The organism is Aeromonas sp. S9(2024), assembly GCF_041403185.1.
GTDB classification, from domain to species: Bacteria; Pseudomonadota; Gammaproteobacteria; order Enterobacterales; family Aeromonadaceae; genus Aeromonas; species Aeromonas enteropelogenes.
This window is the reverse complement of the sequence record NZ_JBGLRE010000001.1, coordinates 111,155-127,751: the sequence shown is the minus strand read 5'-3', so window position 1 is coordinate 127,751 and position 16,597 is coordinate 111,155. Positions and strand designations below refer to the sequence as shown.

16 protein-coding genes are annotated in these 16,597 nt (G+C 61.9%); 3 read left to right on the top strand and 13 right to left on the bottom strand.

All coding sequences use genetic code 11. The annotated features are described in order from the left end of the window. Positions 1-300: 300 nt before the first annotated feature. The 4 genes from tyrA to secF form a co-directional block, all read right to left on the bottom strand. Positions 301-1,440, bottom strand: coding sequence for a bifunctional chorismate mutase/prephenate dehydrogenase (gene tyrA, locus ACB028_RS00535; RefSeq protein ID WP_371143215.1), 1,140 nt, complete (start codon positions 1,438-1,440; stop codon positions 301-303). A gap of 70 nt (positions 1,441-1,510) precedes the next feature. Further along, on the bottom strand, positions 1,511-2,584 hold the full coding sequence (locus ACB028_RS00530; protein ID WP_371143214.1) for a 3-deoxy-7-phosphoheptulonate synthase: 1,074 nt from the start codon (positions 2,582-2,584) through the stop codon (positions 1,511-1,513). A gap of 370 nt (positions 2,585-2,954) precedes the next feature. Continuing rightward, on the bottom strand, positions 2,955-4,274 hold the full coding sequence (glgC, locus tag ACB028_RS00525) for a glucose-1-phosphate adenylyltransferase (RefSeq protein ID WP_371143213.1): 1,320 nt from the start codon (positions 4,272-4,274) through the stop codon (positions 2,955-2,957). A 222-nt stretch (positions 4,275-4,496) separates the two neighbouring features. Further along, a complete protein-coding gene (gene secF / locus ACB028_RS00520) occupies positions 4,497-5,411 on the bottom strand; it encodes a protein translocase subunit SecF (RefSeq protein WP_197460113.1) in 915 nt (304 codons plus the stop codon). On the opposite strand from secF, the gene ACB028_RS00515 reads away from it, so the two are divergent. Further along, complete coding sequence (locus ACB028_RS00515; RefSeq protein WP_156476414.1) at positions 5,389-5,541, top strand: hypothetical protein; 153 nt, start codon at positions 5,389-5,391, stop codon at positions 5,539-5,541. The genes secF and ACB028_RS00515 overlap by 23 nt on opposite strands. Here ACB028_RS00515 and secD read toward each other — a convergent pair. From secD to hinT, 8 genes are all read right to left on the bottom strand, one after another. Next, positions 5,531-7,300 (bottom strand): protein translocase subunit SecD, encoded by a 1,770-nt coding sequence (secD, locus tag ACB028_RS00510; protein WP_371143488.1) that lies wholly within the window; start codon positions 7,298-7,300, stop codon positions 5,531-5,533. The genes ACB028_RS00515 and secD overlap by 11 nt on opposite strands. 189 nt (positions 7,301-7,489) lie before the next feature. Further along, entirely contained in the window at positions 7,490-7,909 is a 420-nt protein-coding gene (locus ACB028_RS00505; RefSeq protein WP_371143212.1) for a hypothetical protein, read from the bottom strand. Positions 7,910-8,003: 94 nt separating this feature from the next. After that, a complete protein-coding gene (locus ACB028_RS00500) occupies positions 8,004-8,861 on the bottom strand; it encodes a DUF6279 family lipoprotein (protein ID WP_371143211.1) in 858 nt (285 codons plus the stop codon). A gap of 3 nt (positions 8,862-8,864) precedes the next feature. Then, complete coding sequence (locus ACB028_RS00495) at positions 8,865-9,695, bottom strand: phosphotransferase (RefSeq protein ID WP_371143210.1); 831 nt, start codon at positions 9,693-9,695, stop codon at positions 8,865-8,867. Next, positions 9,685-10,281, bottom strand: coding sequence for a penicillin-binding protein activator LpoB (gene lpoB, locus ACB028_RS00490; RefSeq protein ID WP_026456430.1), 597 nt, complete (start codon positions 10,279-10,281; stop codon positions 9,685-9,687). Before lpoB ends, ACB028_RS00495 begins: the two co-directional genes overlap by 11 nt. After that, entirely contained in the window at positions 10,281-10,679 is a 399-nt protein-coding gene (locus tag ACB028_RS00485) for a YcfL family protein (RefSeq protein WP_371143209.1), read from the bottom strand. The genes lpoB and ACB028_RS00485 overlap by 1 nt, the downstream gene beginning before the upstream one ends. Before the next feature lie 68 nt (positions 10,680-10,747). Further along, positions 10,748-12,190 (bottom strand): COG3014 family protein, encoded by a 1,443-nt coding sequence (locus ACB028_RS00480; RefSeq protein WP_371143208.1) that lies wholly within the window; start codon positions 12,188-12,190, stop codon positions 10,748-10,750. Beyond that, entirely contained in the window at positions 12,190-12,540 is a 351-nt protein-coding gene (gene hinT, locus ACB028_RS00475; RefSeq protein WP_026456433.1) for a purine nucleoside phosphoramidase, read from the bottom strand. Before hinT ends, ACB028_RS00480 begins: the two co-directional genes overlap by 1 nt. Before the next feature lie 248 nt (positions 12,541-12,788). Between hinT and ACB028_RS00470 the strand changes: the two genes are divergently transcribed. Both ACB028_RS00470 and ACB028_RS00465 read left to right on the top strand, forming a co-directional pair. Continuing rightward, positions 12,789-14,801, top strand: coding sequence for a methyl-accepting chemotaxis protein (locus tag ACB028_RS00470; protein ID WP_268854809.1), 2,013 nt, complete (start codon positions 12,789-12,791; stop codon positions 14,799-14,801). Positions 14,802-14,947: 146 nt separating this feature from the next. Continuing rightward, positions 14,948-15,580 (top strand): LysE family translocator, encoded by a 633-nt coding sequence (locus ACB028_RS00465; RefSeq protein WP_042025496.1) that lies wholly within the window; start codon positions 14,948-14,950, stop codon positions 15,578-15,580. Positions 15,581-15,646: 66 nt separating this feature from the next. Here ACB028_RS00465 and ACB028_RS00460 read toward each other — a convergent pair whose 3' ends face one another. Beyond that, positions 15,647-16,522: a 6-carboxytetrahydropterin synthase gene (locus ACB028_RS00460; RefSeq protein ID WP_342009624.1), complete on the bottom strand. Its 876-nt coding sequence runs from the start codon at positions 16,520-16,522 to the stop codon at positions 15,647-15,649. Between the last annotated feature and the right edge of the window lie 75 nt (positions 16,523-16,597).

The window sequence follows — 16,597 nt, the reverse complement described above, 5'->3', positions numbered from 1 at the left end:
CTGTTCCATCACGCGAAAGAGGCCTTCAGCATGTCAGGATTTAGTTGACCACTACAGAGTCTCGTTATCGGCTGTGAGAGTTACCCATGCTGGTGTAAACAGAAGCTGTAGCTGACAGAGTGAGGGGCTAGGTTACAGATATTGGGGTCAGGCAGCAGGAGGAGAAGCCTGGTAAACAGGATTGGGAATACTGACAAGTTCTTGTCAGGAAGAGGGCCTGCTGGGATTACTGGGCGGGAGCAATAAAAGAGGGAAGGCTCTGCCTTCCCTCTTTTATGTATGCAAGATGACAAACCGGGCTTAGCCGTGGTGACGACGGTCGTTGGCCTGGGCCAGCAGGGTGCGGCTTTCCCTCAGGAACTGCTGCGCATGTTCGCCGAAGAAGTCGGATACCTGGCTGAAGGCGTCGATAAAGCCGGCCCTGTCCCCTTGCTCCAGCAACCCCAGCACCTCACCGAAGTTTTGGTAGTAGCGGCGGATCATCGCCAAGTTCTGCGGTGACGACAAAATGATGTCGGCATAGAGATGCGGATCCTGGGCAAACAGCCGCCCCACCATGGCCAGTTCCAGCCGGTAGATAGGGGAGCTTAAATTCAGCAAACGGTCGATGTTGGCCTGCTCGCGGGAGAGATGCCAGCCATAGGCGAAGGTGGCAAAGTGGCGCAGCGCCTGGATGAGGGTCATGGCCTCGTCGTGGGCTTTGGCCTCTACCTGCTGCAACCGTGCTCCCCAGATGGTCATCTGATCCAGCAGCCACTGGCTGGCGGCACCGTCGCGCCCCTGACAGCAGACGATCACCTGCTTGGCAAGGCTCGCCACATCCGGCCCGAACATGGGGTGCAGTCCCAGCACAGGGCCCTTGTGCACCGCCAGCATGTGTTCAAGCGGCGCTTCCTTCACGCTGGTGACATCCACCAGCAGACAGCGGGCGGGCAGGTTGCCGAGTCGGTCGATGATCTGGCAGGTGATGTCGATGGGCACCGCCACCATCACCAGTCCCGCATCGGCGAGGATTTCGTCAGCCCGTGGCCAGTCTTCCTGCTCGATGGTCTCGACCCGATAGCTAGAGAGGCTGAACAGATTGCCAAACAGACGGCCAAGCTGGCCTTGACCGCCGATGATGACCACCTTGCCAAGGTCCGGCTTCATGCATTTGAAGTGGTGCTCCTTGTCGCTGGCGGATTCCAGAATATAGGATTCGCGCATCACCCGGCGCAGCACGTCTTCGATGAGATCGCCGGGCACCCCCAGTGTCTCGGCCTCGGCTCGGCGGCGAGCCAGCATGCTCGCCTCCCGATCCGGGGCATAGATGGGCAGGCCGTGGCGGCTCTTCACTTCCCCCACTTCTCCCACCAGGGCGAGACGTTCAGCCAGCAGATCGATCAGCTGTTTGTCTACCGCATCTATCTTGTCCCTGAGGGCATTCAACTCTTCAGCCATATCCGGTCCCTGTCGGCGCCGCTGGCTGCGACGCTCTGTGATTCAAGAGGTTACAACAAGATACCACGACTCAAGAGGCTGTTCTGCTTTTGAGTGGCGCCGCCAGCTGGCTGTGGCAACGGGCCAGCAGCGCGTCCGTGGTCTCCCAGTCGATGCAGGCATCGGTGATGGAGACGCCGTAGCGCATCTCGCACTTGGGTTGCTCGCTCGACTGGTTGCCCTCGAACAGGTTGGATTCGAGCATGATGCCGATGATGGAGCGGTTGCCCTCCTGGATCTGGTGAATGACGTTGTCGGCCACCTTGGGTTGCAGACGATGATCCTTGCTGGAGTTGCCGTGGCTGCAATCCACCACCAGGCCGGGCAGCAGGCCCGCTTTTTCCAGAGCCTCTTCCGCCAGCGACACATTGACCGAATCGTAGTTGGGGTGCTTGCCGCCTCGCAGGATCACGTGACCATCCGGGTTGCCCTGGGTCTGCAGCAGCGCGACCTGGCCCTGCTGATTGATCCCCATGAAGGCGTGGGGGCTGGAGGCCGCCTGCAGGGCATTGATGGCGGTGCCCAGGTTGCCGTCGGTGCCGTTCTTGAAGCCGACCGGCATGGAGAGGCCGGACGCCATCTCCCTGTGGGTCTGGGATTCTGTTGTGCGGGCACCGATAGCCGACCAGGAGAAGAGTTCCGCCAGGTATTGCGGGCTGATGGGGTCGAGGGCCTCGGTGGCCAGCGGCAGCTCCAGCTCGGCGAGCCAGCAGAGCAGCTCGCGGGCGCGGTGCAGCCCCAGCTCCACGTCGAAGGTGCCGTCCAGGTTCGGGTCGTTGATAAAGCCCTTCCAGCCCACCGTAGTGCGCGGCTTCTCAAAGTAGACCCGCATGACAATGTAGAGAGAATCCTGGTAGGCATCATGGAGCGCCTTGAGCCGGGTGGCGTACTCCTTGGCGGCGTCCATGTCGTGGATGGAGCAGGGGCCGCAGATCACCAGCAGACGGTGATCGCGACGGTGGATGATGTCGGCGATGGTGTTGCGGGCACCTTGCACGAATGCCAGCGCACGCTCGGAGATGGGCAGTTTCTCCTTGAGCTGGGCCGGGGTGATCATCACTTGCTCGGACTGGATATGGATGTTGTTCAGGGGATCTCGGTGCATGGCGGCTTCTCTCTACTGGGTGTCGCATATTGATTCTGGATCCGGGTTGCCACTGGGTGATGCATCATCGCATCGTCAGCAAACCAAGAGAGAGGTGTGAATATTTAATTACACTGTCCACTTCTTGTTACGGATTGCTGCCCACCATAGCAAGGAATGGCAAACAAGCAAGTGAAAAGCGCGCTTTTACGCTACAAAAGTATCTAAGTAAAAATCAGATAGCGTTAAATGGAATGAAAAAGAGAGATTAAAGGTAGGTGGAATATGATTTTGTAAACTTATAATTACAATTGGTGCTCCGACCTGATTGTCAGGCAGAGAAACGGGGGGCGAAGGCCCCCCGTCACAAACCAGATCTGTTAAGCCCTGCTTATACCGTCACGGTCACCTTGGCGGCGCCAGCGACCCGCTGGCTGCGCGCCAGCGCGTCCAGCATCTCCTTGGTCACCAGCACAATCCCTTGCGGCGAGCGATAGAAGCGGCGGGCATCTTCATCGGCATTCTCACCGATCACCATGCCTTGCGGCAGCTTGCACCCCTTGTCGACTACCACCCGGCGCAGACGGCAACCCGAGCCAATCTCGACACCCGGGAAGATCACCGCCTGATCCAGGGTGCAGAAGGAGTCGACCCGCACATTGGTGAACAGCACCGAACTCACGATAAAGGAGCCGCTGACGATGGTGCCGCCGGCAAACATGGAGTTGATGGCCATGCCGTGCTGGCCGTTTCTGTCCTGCACGAACTTGGCGGGGGGCGTCATGTTCTGGCTGGTCCAGATGGGCCACTCCTGATCGTAGATATCCAGCTCGGGAGTGACGGAGGCGAGATCCATGTTGGCTTCCCAGAAGGAATCCAGGGTGCCCACGTCGCGCCAGTAGGGGCGCTTTTGCGAGCAGCAGCCGACGCAGGACATGCCAAACGGGTGGGCATAGGCGGTGCCCTCCTCAACGACCCGCGGGATCACGTCCATGCCGAAGTCGTGGTGGGAGTGTTCGTTGGCGATGTCCTCTTCCAGCAGCTGGTAGAGATAGTCGGCGTCGAAGATATAGATCCCCATGGACGCCAGCGCCGTGTCGGGCTTGCCCGGCATGGCTGGCGGGTTGAGGGTTTTTTCCACGAAGGCGTTGATCTTGCGATCCTCATCGATGGCCATCACCCCGAAGGCGCTGGCTTCGCTGCGAGGCACCTCTATGCAGGCCACCGTGACCTTGGCGCCCTGATTGACGTGATCGAGCAGCATGGCGGCGTAATCCATCTTGTAGATGTGATCCCCGGCCAGCACCACCACATATTTGGGGGCGTGATCACGGATGATGTCCAGATTCTGGTAGACCGCATCCGCGGTGCCGCGATACCAGTGCACCTCGTCCACCCGTTGCTGGGCGGGCAGCAGATCGATGAATTCATTCATCTGGTAGCGTAAAAAGGACCAGCCGGATTGCAGGTGGCGCAACAGGCTGTGGGACTTGTACTGGGTCACCACGCCAACCCGACGAATGCCGGAGTTGATGCAGTTGGACAACACGAAATCGATGATGCGGAATTTGCCGCCAAAATGGACTGCCGGTTTTGCCCGGTTATCGGTCAACTGCTTGAGGCGACTGCCCCGCCCTCCTGCGAGCACCAACGCCATGGTCTCGTTCAGCAACTGTCTGGATCTTGCAGTATTGGCAGGTTGTAACAACATCTTCTATCCCTTTGTGGCTAACTTATCCTGATAATGCCTCTTTTGAGGCCCAATGAAAGTGCTTTCAATCACAGAACATTCGTCGTGACGATTATTAAGTGACTTTGTTGTCAGTAATGTGATGTACCGAGGGGGAAATCAGACTTTCGAGAGTCAGACGGAATGGCAAAGGGAAGGGGGAAAGAAGGATGGCCCCTGCCAGCGGTGGCAGGGGCGCCAGGGTTATGCCTCCTGAGGCAGAGGCTCCGCCTGTTTCTGATACGCCTGGGGTGTCAGTCCCAGCAGCTCCTGCACCGTCGATGCGACTGTGATGGAGGAGATGGTTCCCACCAGGATGCCGACAAACAGGATGAAGGAGAAGCCGTAGAGGGCATCCCCCCCGAACAGCAGCAGGGCGCCCACGGTGAAGAGGGTGGTGCCCGAGGTGATCATGGTGCGGCTGAAGGTGGCCTTGATGGCGACATCGGAACACTCATGAATGTTCATCCTGGTGCGGGAGCTCAGCAGATCCCGCAGCCGATCCGAGATGACGATGCTGTCGTTCAGCGAATAACCGATCACCGCCATCAAGCCCGCGATCACATTGAGATCAAACTCGATGTTGCATAGCGCCAGCAGCCCAAGCGCGACGATGGCATCGTGCACCACCGAGAGCAGGATGCCGATGGCTTGACGCCACTCGAAGCGAAACGCCAGATAGGCCGACATGGCCACCGAGGCTACCAGCACCGCCAGCATCCCTTGCTGGAATAGCTCGGCCCCCACCTGCGGGCCAACGATGGTGGTGCGCAAGAGCTCGACCGGCATGCCGAGTTGTTCCCCCAGCAGGGCGGCGAGCTCGGGGGCGGCCCAGGGCAGCTCGTGGGGCGGCAGCTTGATGAGCCACTCTCCCGGCACGCCCGCTGAGCTCAGCTCCAGCGCGCCGGCCAGCGGGGAGGTCAGCATGGCGTTGAGCTCATGGGCCTCTTTCAGGGTCTGGATGTGAAACTCCAGCAGGATCCCGCCGGTAAAATCGAGCCCAAGGGTGAGGCCGTTCATCAGCAGGATGGCGATGCTGGCCAGGGTCAGCAGGATGGAGGCCCACAGACCGATGTAGCGCCAACGGGTCAGGCCCATGGCAACAATCATTCTCAACATGTTGTTTCTCCTGGCCACCGAAGTGGCCTTGCTCGCGCAGGCGGACCTGCGCGAGATAAAAAGGGTGGCCGGCCTTGGTGCCGGCTGGTTGCGAAGCTACCTGAGAGGGCGCTGGCCCATCAGACCCTGAGGGTGCGCTCGCGGCTGCGTCCCCACAGGGGATTGATGATGGCGCGGGTGCCCCAGATCCCGGTGATCATGCTGGAGACGAGCCCCAGGATGAGGGTGATGGAGAAGCCCTGCAGCGGTCCGGAGCCGATGGAGTAGAGCACCACGGCGCAGATCAGGGTGGTGATGTTGGCATCGAAGATGGTGCGAAATGCCGAGCGATAGCCGAAATCGATGGCATTGGCGAGGCTGCCACCTTCACGCAGCCTATCCCTGATCCGCTCGAAGATGAGCACATGGGTATCCACCGCCATGCCCACGGTCAGCACCAGGCCGGCGATCCCCGGCAACGTCAGTACGGCGCCCGGCAGTACCGCCAGCATGCCGACCTGCATCAACAGGTTGCCAATGAGCGCCGTGATGGCCACCCAGCCGAACTTGCGATACCAGGCCATCATGAACAGCATCATGCCCGCCATGCCAAAAGCCAGGGCGGTGAAGCCCGCCTCGATGTTCTGCATGCCGAGGGTCGGCCCTATGCTGCGCTCTTCCAGGATCTTCAGCGGCGCGGTGAGGGCGCCGGCCCGCAGCAGCATGGCCAGCTCTTGTGCCTCGGGCATGCTGGCAAGGCCTGTGATGCGGAACTGGTTGCCAAGGGCCGTCTGGATGGTGGCGACGTTGATCACCTCGCTGTGGGCTCTCAGGTGCCCCTGGGCATTGGTCTTGTACTCGGTGAAGACGGTGGCCATCGCCTTGCCCACGTGCTGGCGGCTGAACTGGTTCATCTTGCTGCCCCCCAGGGTGTCGAGCACGATATTGACCTGGGGTTGACCCATCTCCCCCATGCTGGCGCGGGCGTCGACGATATGCTCGCCTGTCAGCACCGGCTTGCGTGCCATGGGGATGGCCTGCCCGTGGCGATCGGACATATAGACGTGGCTGTCAACCTTGGTCTCGTAGAAAGCCAGGGAGGCGGTGGCCCCGATCACCTCTTTGGCCTGCTTGGGATTGTGCACCCCGGGCAGCTCGATGCGGATGCCCTCCTGCCCCTGGCGCTGGACCGAGGCCTCGACGATGCCGAGCTCGTTGATCCGTTTTTTCAGGATCGACAGGTTCTGGGTCACGGCGTTGTTGACCAGCAGGGTGCGCTCGGCCTCGCTCAACACCAAGCGCAGCTCGTTGCCGCTGCGGGTGAGTTGCCACTGTCCTTGCAGGGTACCGGCACTCTCTTTGATGATGGTGAGCCAGGGGGCCTGCTCGGCCGTCTCCGGCAGGGTCACGATCACGGCGCCCTGCTCGCTTCGCATCACGTTGGCACCGCGCAGATGAGCATCACGAAAGCGGCTGCGCAGGGAGTCCACCAGATTGTTGGTCTGGGCGTCGATGACGAAATTGACGTCGACCCCGATTAGCAGCTGGGAGCCACCGCGCAAGTCCAGCCCGAGCTTGATGGGGGTGGCGCCGAGCCGGCTGATCCAGTCGGGGGCGTTGGAGTGAAACTCCAGGGTCAGGGCGGCGCTGTCGACCCCCTGTTGCTCCAGCAACTGCTTGGCTCTTTGCTGTTCGTGCTGGGTGGCAAACACCAGCTCGACCTTGTCTTGCTGCTGCACTGTCTTGACCGGCGAGTTCCGGTTTTCAACCAGCAGCTGATGTTGACTGACGGTCAAGGCCGCTTGTCCGTGCAGGCCGAGGGAGGGTTGCTCACCGAAGAAGGTGGGCAGGGAGTAAAAGGTAAAGGTGAACAGCATCAGCAGCAGCAGTGCGTACTGCCACCTGCTCATGCGGTTGAGAATGGCGCTGTGATGTTTTCTCATGGCAAATCGCCTCTGTCAGGAGAAGGCGCGCGGGCCGGCCCTTGGGGCAGGCAAGGCGCTAAAAAATAGAGATGCGAACAGGGCGGGATGGCACCTGGGTGCAACCCGTCAAGGGGGAGGAGAAGCGCGAAAAAGAGATGTGCCAACCCCTCGGGGTCAGGCGGTCAGATAGCTCTGGCTGAAGCGATATTGCAGGTGCTGACGCTGCAGGCGGTGCCGGTGAATGGCACCGAAAAAGTCCCGAAAACTCTGTCTGTGATAGAGCAGGATGACAGGCGTCAGCCAGCCGAGCAGCAACAGCAGGATAGCCTCGGCAGACCAGCTGTGCACCAGTTCATAGACAAGGGTTCTGGGTTGAGTGTCATTGCGCTGGGATTGCTCGAGGCGCAGCAGATGATTCTGATGGGACGCGACAAACTTGATGATGCCGTCGTCGCTGTCGCTTGCCTGGGAGAGGGTATGGGTTTGCGTCGCCGCGGGCAGCCGTGGCCCTTCCACCTGGACGATGGAACAAAGCAGGGTGAAGGAGATGACCAGGGTCATCAGCACCAGTGTGACTTTGTCGATGGGACGCAAACGATCAATTCCAGAGAAACGAGAGGGGCAAGCTATCACAGGAGGCGGGATCGGACAAGCCGGCACAGACCTGCCGTGCCGGCTTGGAAGTGAGTCAACTGCCGGTCATCTGCGAAAAATCGCGGGCATACCCCTTGAGCAGGCTGTAGAGGTGGGCCCGTTGCGAGATGTCCAGCGACTGGCTCATGGCGCTTAGCCACTTGATGGTACGTTGGCGCGACTGCTCGGTGTAGCCGGTAAATCGGCCATCCATCAGGCCATCACCCTGGGCCAGCAGATCGGTCAGCTCCCGGGTAAAATCCGGGCTCTGGCGCTGCTTCATCAACCGATCCAGCTCCAGGGTCCAGGAGGTCTGAAACTCGATCCAGGGGGGCATCAGCTCGTACTGCCACTCGGCCCACTGGGCCACCAGTGGTGCCTGGGCCGGTTTTACCTCGCCAAGCCAGAACGCGAGCCGCTTGTTCATCTTGTCGCGAAACTCCGCCAGCATCTTTTCCTTCGGCTGATCGGCAAATTCCTGTTGCCGCTCCTGCTGGCGCTTGACCCTGTCCTGCATGAAGCGGGTCACCTGCTCGTCGGTCAGGGTGCGCGCAAGCCGCACCGCCCGGGGGATGGTGTTCTCCAGGGTGCGGGTCAGGCTCCCCTGCACCGCATCGAGATTGGTCTCGATTTGTGCCGGGGTCATGGGGCTGGCCACCGCTTTTGCCAGCACATCGAGATCCCGGGCATAGCGGGGCAGTTCGTGTTGCCGGTGCCAGGCCATCAACCCCTTCACCTCGCGGCTGAGCAGGCTCTTTTGCGAGGAGGAGAGGGCGAAATAGTCATCCAGCTGCCAGATGATGGCGGTGTCGAGCCAGTAGTAGATGATCCGGGTGGAGCAGCCCACCAGCATCAGCGTCAGCAGCAACAGCCCCCAGGTTTTCGGTTGGTACCAGCGCACCTTGTTTGTCATCGGTTACTCCAGTCGTTGCCGATTGAGATCAATCAGCCCGTGATAATCGGGATGGTCTTGCTGTTCGGCCATCAGCAGAGCCCACAGGAGGGCGATGTAATCGACCCAGGGCAGGAACGCCTCGCCGTGAAAGGAAAACCGCTGCTCCCGGGGCAGGGCGCGCAGGTAGTGCTCCTCCAGCGCCTCCCGCTCCTGTGGCTGCCAGCCATGGGTGCGCTGGATGCTGGCGACCTCGAAGCCCGGATGGCCCGCCGCCCCATACTCCCAGTCGATGACCCAGGGCCTTGCTCCCAACAAGTTAGCCGGATTGAGATCATGGTGGCAAGGGAGCCAGCAATCGTCCGGCTCCCGGCTCGCGAGCAGCCCCCGCTCCAGCGCCGGCAGCCAGGACGGGATCCGCGCCAGTCTGGCGCGATAGCCGGCCGCATGGGCCCGTACCGCCATCACCACGGAGGGCAGGGGAAGGCGGTGCAGGGTGCGCAGGGTATCGGCCAGGCGCCTCGGCTGCTCGGCCCGCGGCGGCGGGGCGTCGGCCCAGTTCGGCTCGTCACACCAGTCGAGCAGCATCAGGCCGGTGGCGGGATCGCTGTGATGGCAGGGCAGGGCGATCCCCTCGGCCATGGCCCCCCGATAGAGCTGCCACTCGGTGGCCCGGTCGATGCCAAGACGCACCGGGTCCGGGTGCCCCTGGCGCAGAAAGTAACTGCGCCCCGAGGGGAGGCGCAGTCGGTAGTTGCAGTTGGTCAGGCCCGCCCCGAGCGGCGTCAGCTCTGCCTCGGCCCAGGGGGCGGGCAGGCGGCGCCGCAGGGCTGCCAGGTGCGGATCACCAGCCAAAGGTGGACTTCTTCGCCTGTTTGCGGATCTCCTTCTGATCGGCCCACAGCAGCTCGCCGCTTTGCAGATCCAGCAGGTTCATGGTCATCTGGTAGTAGACGTCCTTCACCTTGCCGTTGTCCTTGACGATGCTGGCGAGGTTGCCATAGACCATGTAGCGGGCACCGGTCTGCTGGCCGATACGCACCATGGTGGCGGGATCCACCATGCCGCTACTCTGCTGATATTCGAGCTGCTGCTTGATGGCGGCCACCTTGCTCATGTCGACGAAGCGGAACTTTCCGGCACGCAGCAGCTTGGTGCGGATGGTGTCGGTGATGGCCTCGGTATCGATATGCTCGGAGGTCTTGTTGCGGATGGAATCCATGTACATCACCGGGCGTCCCCCTGCGGTGATCTCGCTGGTGGCGGGCGAGGCCAGCAGGGAATCCGCCATCTTGTCGGCGATGGCCTGCAGATCGGTGGAGCCGTAATCGACGGTGACCGTCTCGGTTTCGGTCGGATCGCCATAGCTGACGGTGGTGCTGGAGCAGCCGCCCAGGAGCAGGGCGCCGGTCAATATCAGCAGGGCATGATTCATTTTCATCAGTAGGATTCCTCAATCACTTCGCGTACATAGAGTCGGTAGCCACGGGCGGCCGGACTCGGCGCCAGGGCGGACAGGGTGCGGCTCTGATAGCCGTGTAGCTTGAGCGGGGTCCAGCCGCGGCCATCGCTGGCCACCTCCTGACCCGCCTCGTCATACCAATAGAAGAGGTATTGCAGACGGTTGTCGCTGCGCTGGGTGCTGGTGACCGCCACGTTGACCTGCAGCAGGCCGTTTTGCTCGCGCCGGCTCAGCTCGGTCAGGGTGACGTTGACGTTTTGATGTTGCTCCGCCACCGCTGCGGCGCCCGCCGCACCATAGAGCGCAATGCCGGAGGTATTGGTGGCACAGCCTGCCAGCAGCAGCGCGAGCCCCAGGGCCAGTGTGCATCTTTTCATCTTGCTCTCCTTGCCGGCAGGCCGGGGGCCGCGCCGGTGGTTGTTCATGATTTGTCGGCCAAACCTGCTCACAGGGGCATCACCCGGGTAGTCAGTCCCGCACCGAGGCGCTGCACCCATACCAGGGTGGTGCGTCCGCCGTGAATGGTGAGGGGCAGCTGGCGCGTGGCGCTGCCGGCCCCCAGGACAAGCTGTACCTCACCGGCGGGCAACATGCCCTGCCAGCTGGAGGCTTGGGCGGGCAGAGTGAGCCAGCTGCGGGTATCGGCCCGCTCCGAGAGGGTGTTGAAGATCCCCACCAGCAGGTTGCCCACATCGCCCCCCTCCTTGGCGGCGGTGTGCCGCAGCTGCTCCTTGGTTACCAGACGCAGGGCCTGGCGGGTCAGCATGCCAGGCAATCGCTCCTGTAGATCCTTGGCCGCCAGCGCTTCGAGCCGCACCAGCTCGCTGGTCTGCTCGACCCGCTTGCCGAGGGTGACGGTCAGCGGCCCGGTGTCGCTCGTCCGGTTGTCGTAATAGGGTACCGCCACGGTGAAGGTGCGAAAATCACCGCCGGAAGTGGAGATGGGCAGCGGCAGGAACAGCTCGCGCCGCGCCGGGATCAGCCCATCTTCAAACAGTACCACCAGCTGGCCCTGTTTTTTGGCAATGGAGGGGGTTAACGGCGGGGCCTTGCGACCGATCCTCTTCTCGGTCTCGCGGATCTCGTCCGCGGCCCCCCGCAGGCGGGCGAGGCGCAGCAGGGCATCCTGCAGGCTGCGGTTGTCAGGCGCTATCTGGTAACCGCGCTGATAGTCGACCCAGGCGTCGTTGAGATCCCCGGCCGCCTCGTAGAGCACCCCGGAGAAATAGAAGGTGTAGGCGTTCTGAAAGCCGTTTTTCACCCGGCCGATGAGGCGGTCGAGATCCGGTGCCCGCGATACCAGCTGGCGCATCTCCCCTTCAGTTGCGGTATCAGCCTCGGCCTCTTCGCTCTTTTGCTTTGCCTTGCGAACTTCGTCAGCCCGGCGTTTGAGGGCCTGTTCCTGTACCTGATTGGCGCGGCGCACCTCCACCAGAGCCCCCTCGGCATTCCCCCGTTGCAGGTAACCGAGCGCCAGATAGTGATGCAGCATGGTGCGCTCGTAATCGGGGGCGCGATAGGCCATCGACTGATCATTGGTGAGCAGGCTGCCCACCTGAGCCAGACCGTGGCTCAGCCGGTACTCGGCCTGGTTGTCTTCCCAGACGAGCTGGCTGTCGGCGGCGGCAAAGGCCTGCTTGCTGCCGGCATCCTGGCCGGCCAGCCAGGCGATGCGCCCCTGCTCGAGCCTGTCCAGCACATAGGTGTCGTCTCCCACCGTGGAATCGCGCACCTCGGGCAGGGCCTCGGCGGCGTGCCCCAGCAGCAGCTGGTTGCGCAGCGGTACCATCTGATCGGAGTAGGAGACGAACATGTCCTGCCAGTGGGAGGCACAGCCTCCCAGCAGGGAGCTGGCCAGCAACAGGCCAGCCAGTTGAAGGCGAGGCATCACAGGCTGAGCAGGGGTCCCAGCGGCTGGCCACCGACCAGGTGCATGTGGATGTGATAGACCTCCTGCCCGCCGTGGCGGTTGCAGTTCATGATGAGGCGGTAGCCATCCTCGGCGATCCCGGCCTCGCTGGCCAGCTTGCGGGCCACGGTGAACATCCGGCCCAGCGCCAGCTCGTGCTCGGCTTCCACATCGTTGACGGTGGGGATCAGCACGTTGGGGATGATCAGGATATGGGTCTTGGCCTTGGGCTGGATGTCGCGAAAGGCGGTCACCAGTTCGTCCTGATAGAGGATGTCAGCGGGGATCTCTTTGCGAATGATTTTGCTGAAAATGGTTTCTTGCGCCATTGCTAACTCCCTTATATGAAAAAGAAAATTGAAAATGAGCCCTGATTGCCCCCTGGATGGGGCAGCGTCGCACGCCAAGTGTGACACAAGCCGACATTTGACACAGCTGATGTCCCATTCCCTTCAGTTATTGTTAAAAATACCGATAGCCAGAGGGACGTCATGGCACTACCCGGGCAGGTGGCTGCAGGGTATCAAAGGGACGGGGTACTCAGGCAAGGGACTTTTGCATATACAGCGGGACAATAATGAAACAAACCATGTCAGATCTCTCCATCTTGCAGCGAGTCTATCTTGGATTCGCCATTCTGGTGGCCGTGATGGTGGCCAGTTCACTGCTTACTTTTCGCAGCCAGGGGGCCCTTGGGGATGCCCTTGATCAGGTGACCCAGCAGTCGATGCCGCTGGTGATCGCCAGCTCCCAGACCCAGATCAGTTTGCTCAGTGCCAACAAGTGGCTCACCGACGTGCTGACCGAGCAGGATAGCAAGCTGATCCCGGCCGAAGTGGCCGAGTTGCAGCAGGCCAAGGCCCAGGTCGACAAGACCCTTGCCACCCTCAAGCAGCAGGCGGCCAGCCATCCCGAGTTGCAGGCACAGATGGTCGCGCTGGAGCAGCTGGCCGGCGACTATCTGAAACTGACCGACACCCTGCCCGCCGAGCATGAGGCACTGCTGGCCCGGTTGCACAAGGTCAATCTGGCCAAGGGGCAATTTCAGGTCAGCCTGCCCCAGTTCAAGAAGAACCTGGGGGACATGATGGTCAGCATCGATGACAGCTTCATCAAGATGCTCTCCGAGACCCTGACCACCAAGCTCTCCGCTATCGAGCTCTCCACCATGGATGCCCTCAACCAGAGCATCCCGGCCCCCATCGAGGGGGCGCTCAAGCGCAACAAGATGCAGATCGAGGGGTTCAACAGCACCATCAAGGATCTGCAAAATGAGCTGGCGAATTTCGACAATGACATGGGCCACTATGTCCACGGTTTCGTGCGCGACACCACCGGCAGCGATGGGGTGCTCGCCCAGTACCTGACCCTGATGCGCGAGCAGGAGCGGATGCGCAGCCAGAGCAGGCAGGCCAGCGCCCTCATTGTCGAGATCCAGGGCAAGCTGGAGCAGATCACCGCCCAGAGCCAGCAACTGATGAACCGCAGCATCCTGGCCTCCGAGCTGGTGCAGCGCCAGAGCTCCCTCACCCAGGGGGCCAGCATAGGGGTCGCCATCCTGATCGCCATCCTGGTGGCCTACACCCTGGGCAAGGCCATTCGCCGTCCCCTCAAGGAGTTGCTGCGGGTGCTCAACGAGGTGACCGGGGGCGACATGACCCAGCGCATCGGCTTTCGCAGCAACAACGAATTTGGCCAGCTCGGCAAGCAGGTCAACCTGCTGATCGAACAGATGGGGGAGGTGCTGACCCAGCTCTCCCAGGCCTCGGCCCAGCTCAATGACGCCGCCCACGGCAACCGCCACACCACAGAGTCAGTGCGGGCGGATCTGGAGAAACAGCGCCAGGAGACCGCTTCGGTCGCCGCCGCCATGACCCAGATGGAAGCCTCGGTGCGGGAGGTGGCCCAGGCTGCCAACCAGACCCTGGAGCGGGTGATGGACGTGGAGAAAGCCTCCGAAACCGGTCGCAAGGTGATGGCCGGCAACATCACCACCACCCATCAGCTGGCGGGCAAGTTGCAGCAGACCGGCAAGGTGATCGGCGATGTGAATGCCATGAGCGGCCAGATCGGCAACATCCTCGACGTCATTCGCGGCATTGCCGAGCAGACCAACCTGCTGGCCCTCAACGCCGCCATCGAGGCGGCCCGGGCCGGCGAGCAGGGGCGCGGTTTTGCGGTGGTAGCCGACGAGGTGCGCAGCCTGGCCGGGCGCACCGCCCAGTCCACCAGCGAGATCCAGACCATGATCGAGAACCTGCAGCAGGGGGTCGCCAAGGCGGTGGCCGTGATGCAGGAGTGCTCCCGCGAGATGGACAGCTGCATGGATCAGAGTTCCCACGCCAACAACGCGATGGAGGAGGTGCAGGGCATTGTGGTGCTGATCAGCGACATGTCGAGCCAAATCGCCTCCGCCGCCGAGCAGCAGCAGGCCACCAGCGCCGATATCGCCACCAACCTCAACCGCATCTCCGACATCTCGGATCTCAACTACCAGGGCATAGAGCGGGTCGCCGAGACCAGCCAGCAGCTCGATGCGCTGGCCGAGCAGCAGGAGGAGCTGGTCAAGCGCTTCCGGCTCAGTGCCTGAATCTGGATGTTTTACATGGGGCCTGCGGGCCCCTTTTTTATCCGGTAGTGCCAAAGGCCGATCCTGGTCACGGAAAGCCGGGTCACCGCGCGCCAGCATAGTCGGATCTGCCGCCTTTAGAGCCACTTGAACGTCAGGACGTAACCATGATCTCCCTAAGCCAGTTGCTGCTGTTTGCCGGTGCCTCCCTCCTGATGGCCCTGACGCCGGGCCCCAATATGCTCTACCTGCTGTCACGCTCCCTCTGTCAGGGGCGAGTTGCGGCCATCATGTCCTGGGGCGGCGTGGTGCTGGGGTTTACCGTGCACATGCTGTGCGCCGCCATCGGCCTCACGGCGCTCTTCATGGCGATCCCCATGGGCTACGAGCTGCTCAAGGTGGCCGGTGCACTCTATCTGCTCTGGATCGCCTGGCAGGGGATCAAGCCTGGCTCACGTTCCCCGTTCGAACCGGCGCCGCTGGTGGCGCACTCCCCGGGCCGGTTGTTTCTGATGGGGCTGCTGACCAGCGTGCTCAACCCCAAGGTCGCGATCTTCTATCTGTCGGTGTTGCCCCAGTTCATCTCGCCGGATGCGGGCACGGTACTTGGCCAGAGCCTGCAGCTTGGCACAGTGCAAATTCTTATCAGCGCGGCCGTCAACCTCTCGGTGGCCTTGTCCGCCGCCCGTCTTAGCGGCTGGTTTGCCCGCCATCGCCTCTGGCTGGCGGTGCAGCGCTATTTGATGGCCACAGTACTGGGGCTGCTGGCGGTTCGCCTGCTGGCTCAGGGGCGTAGCTAGGCTGACGGGCAGAAACAGCAAGGCTCCCCGCAGGGAGCCTTTTTATCAGGTTGAGTGGCGCCGGGATCAGGCGTAGGCGATGGCGCCCTTGCCAACCCCTTCATAGGCGACAATCTTCACGAACTTGTCACCCACCGCTTTTTTCACTTCCCGGGCGATGTAGTGGGCCAGCAGCTCGACCGTGGTGTCGGTGTCGATCATCTCGACCTCGGCGGACGGGATGGCCAGCTGGAACAGCCCCTGGGGCGCCACATATTTGAAACCGGCGTGGTGATCCCCCAGCAGCACGTTGGCGCGAGCGCTCAGGGCCAGCTCGGTGAGGGTGACCCTGTCCTCTTCGGTGCCCAGATAAATATCGGCCCAGCGCTCGGCCCAGTTCTGCTCGAGCTCTTCATCCCGCTCACCATCCACGTGGATCTCGATGGGGGAGCGGTGGCCGTGAGCGATGCGCTGACAGTTACCGTCGTGTTTCTTCAGGCCATGGCTGTAGTGGTAGAAGGCCCCCTCGATCTGCTCCTGGCGCAGGGTTAGGGAGAGATCCTTGATGTTGCCGGGCAGCCGCTTGGCCAGCACCGCCAGCAGGTAGCGGGTGACGGACTCCTTGTCCACCTGGGGCGCCGGGATGAAGGCAAAGCCCTGGGTCGGGCAGCGCAGGTGGATGGAGCGCCCCTGGCGCAGCAGGTCGACGGTGCTCTCGTCCCCCTCCAGATGCTCGACATGGATCAGGGCGCATTCGGTCGGCACCAGCAGCTTGTGATCCACCTCTTCGTCGATGATCGACTTGATGAGCTTTTTCACCCGGCCAAAGTCCAGCAGCATGCTCATTTCGTTGAGCTCGCCACTCATCTCGATATCCACCAGCCAGCTTTCCCCTACCATGCCGCGGCGTTCGCACAGGTAGCTGGAGTCGATCACGGTCAAATCTCTTACAAATAACTTCATCAGTCAGGCCTTGCTATAGCGAAAGGGCAGTTTGCGATATTATGACCCGCGATTATCGGCAAAGGAACTGGAACC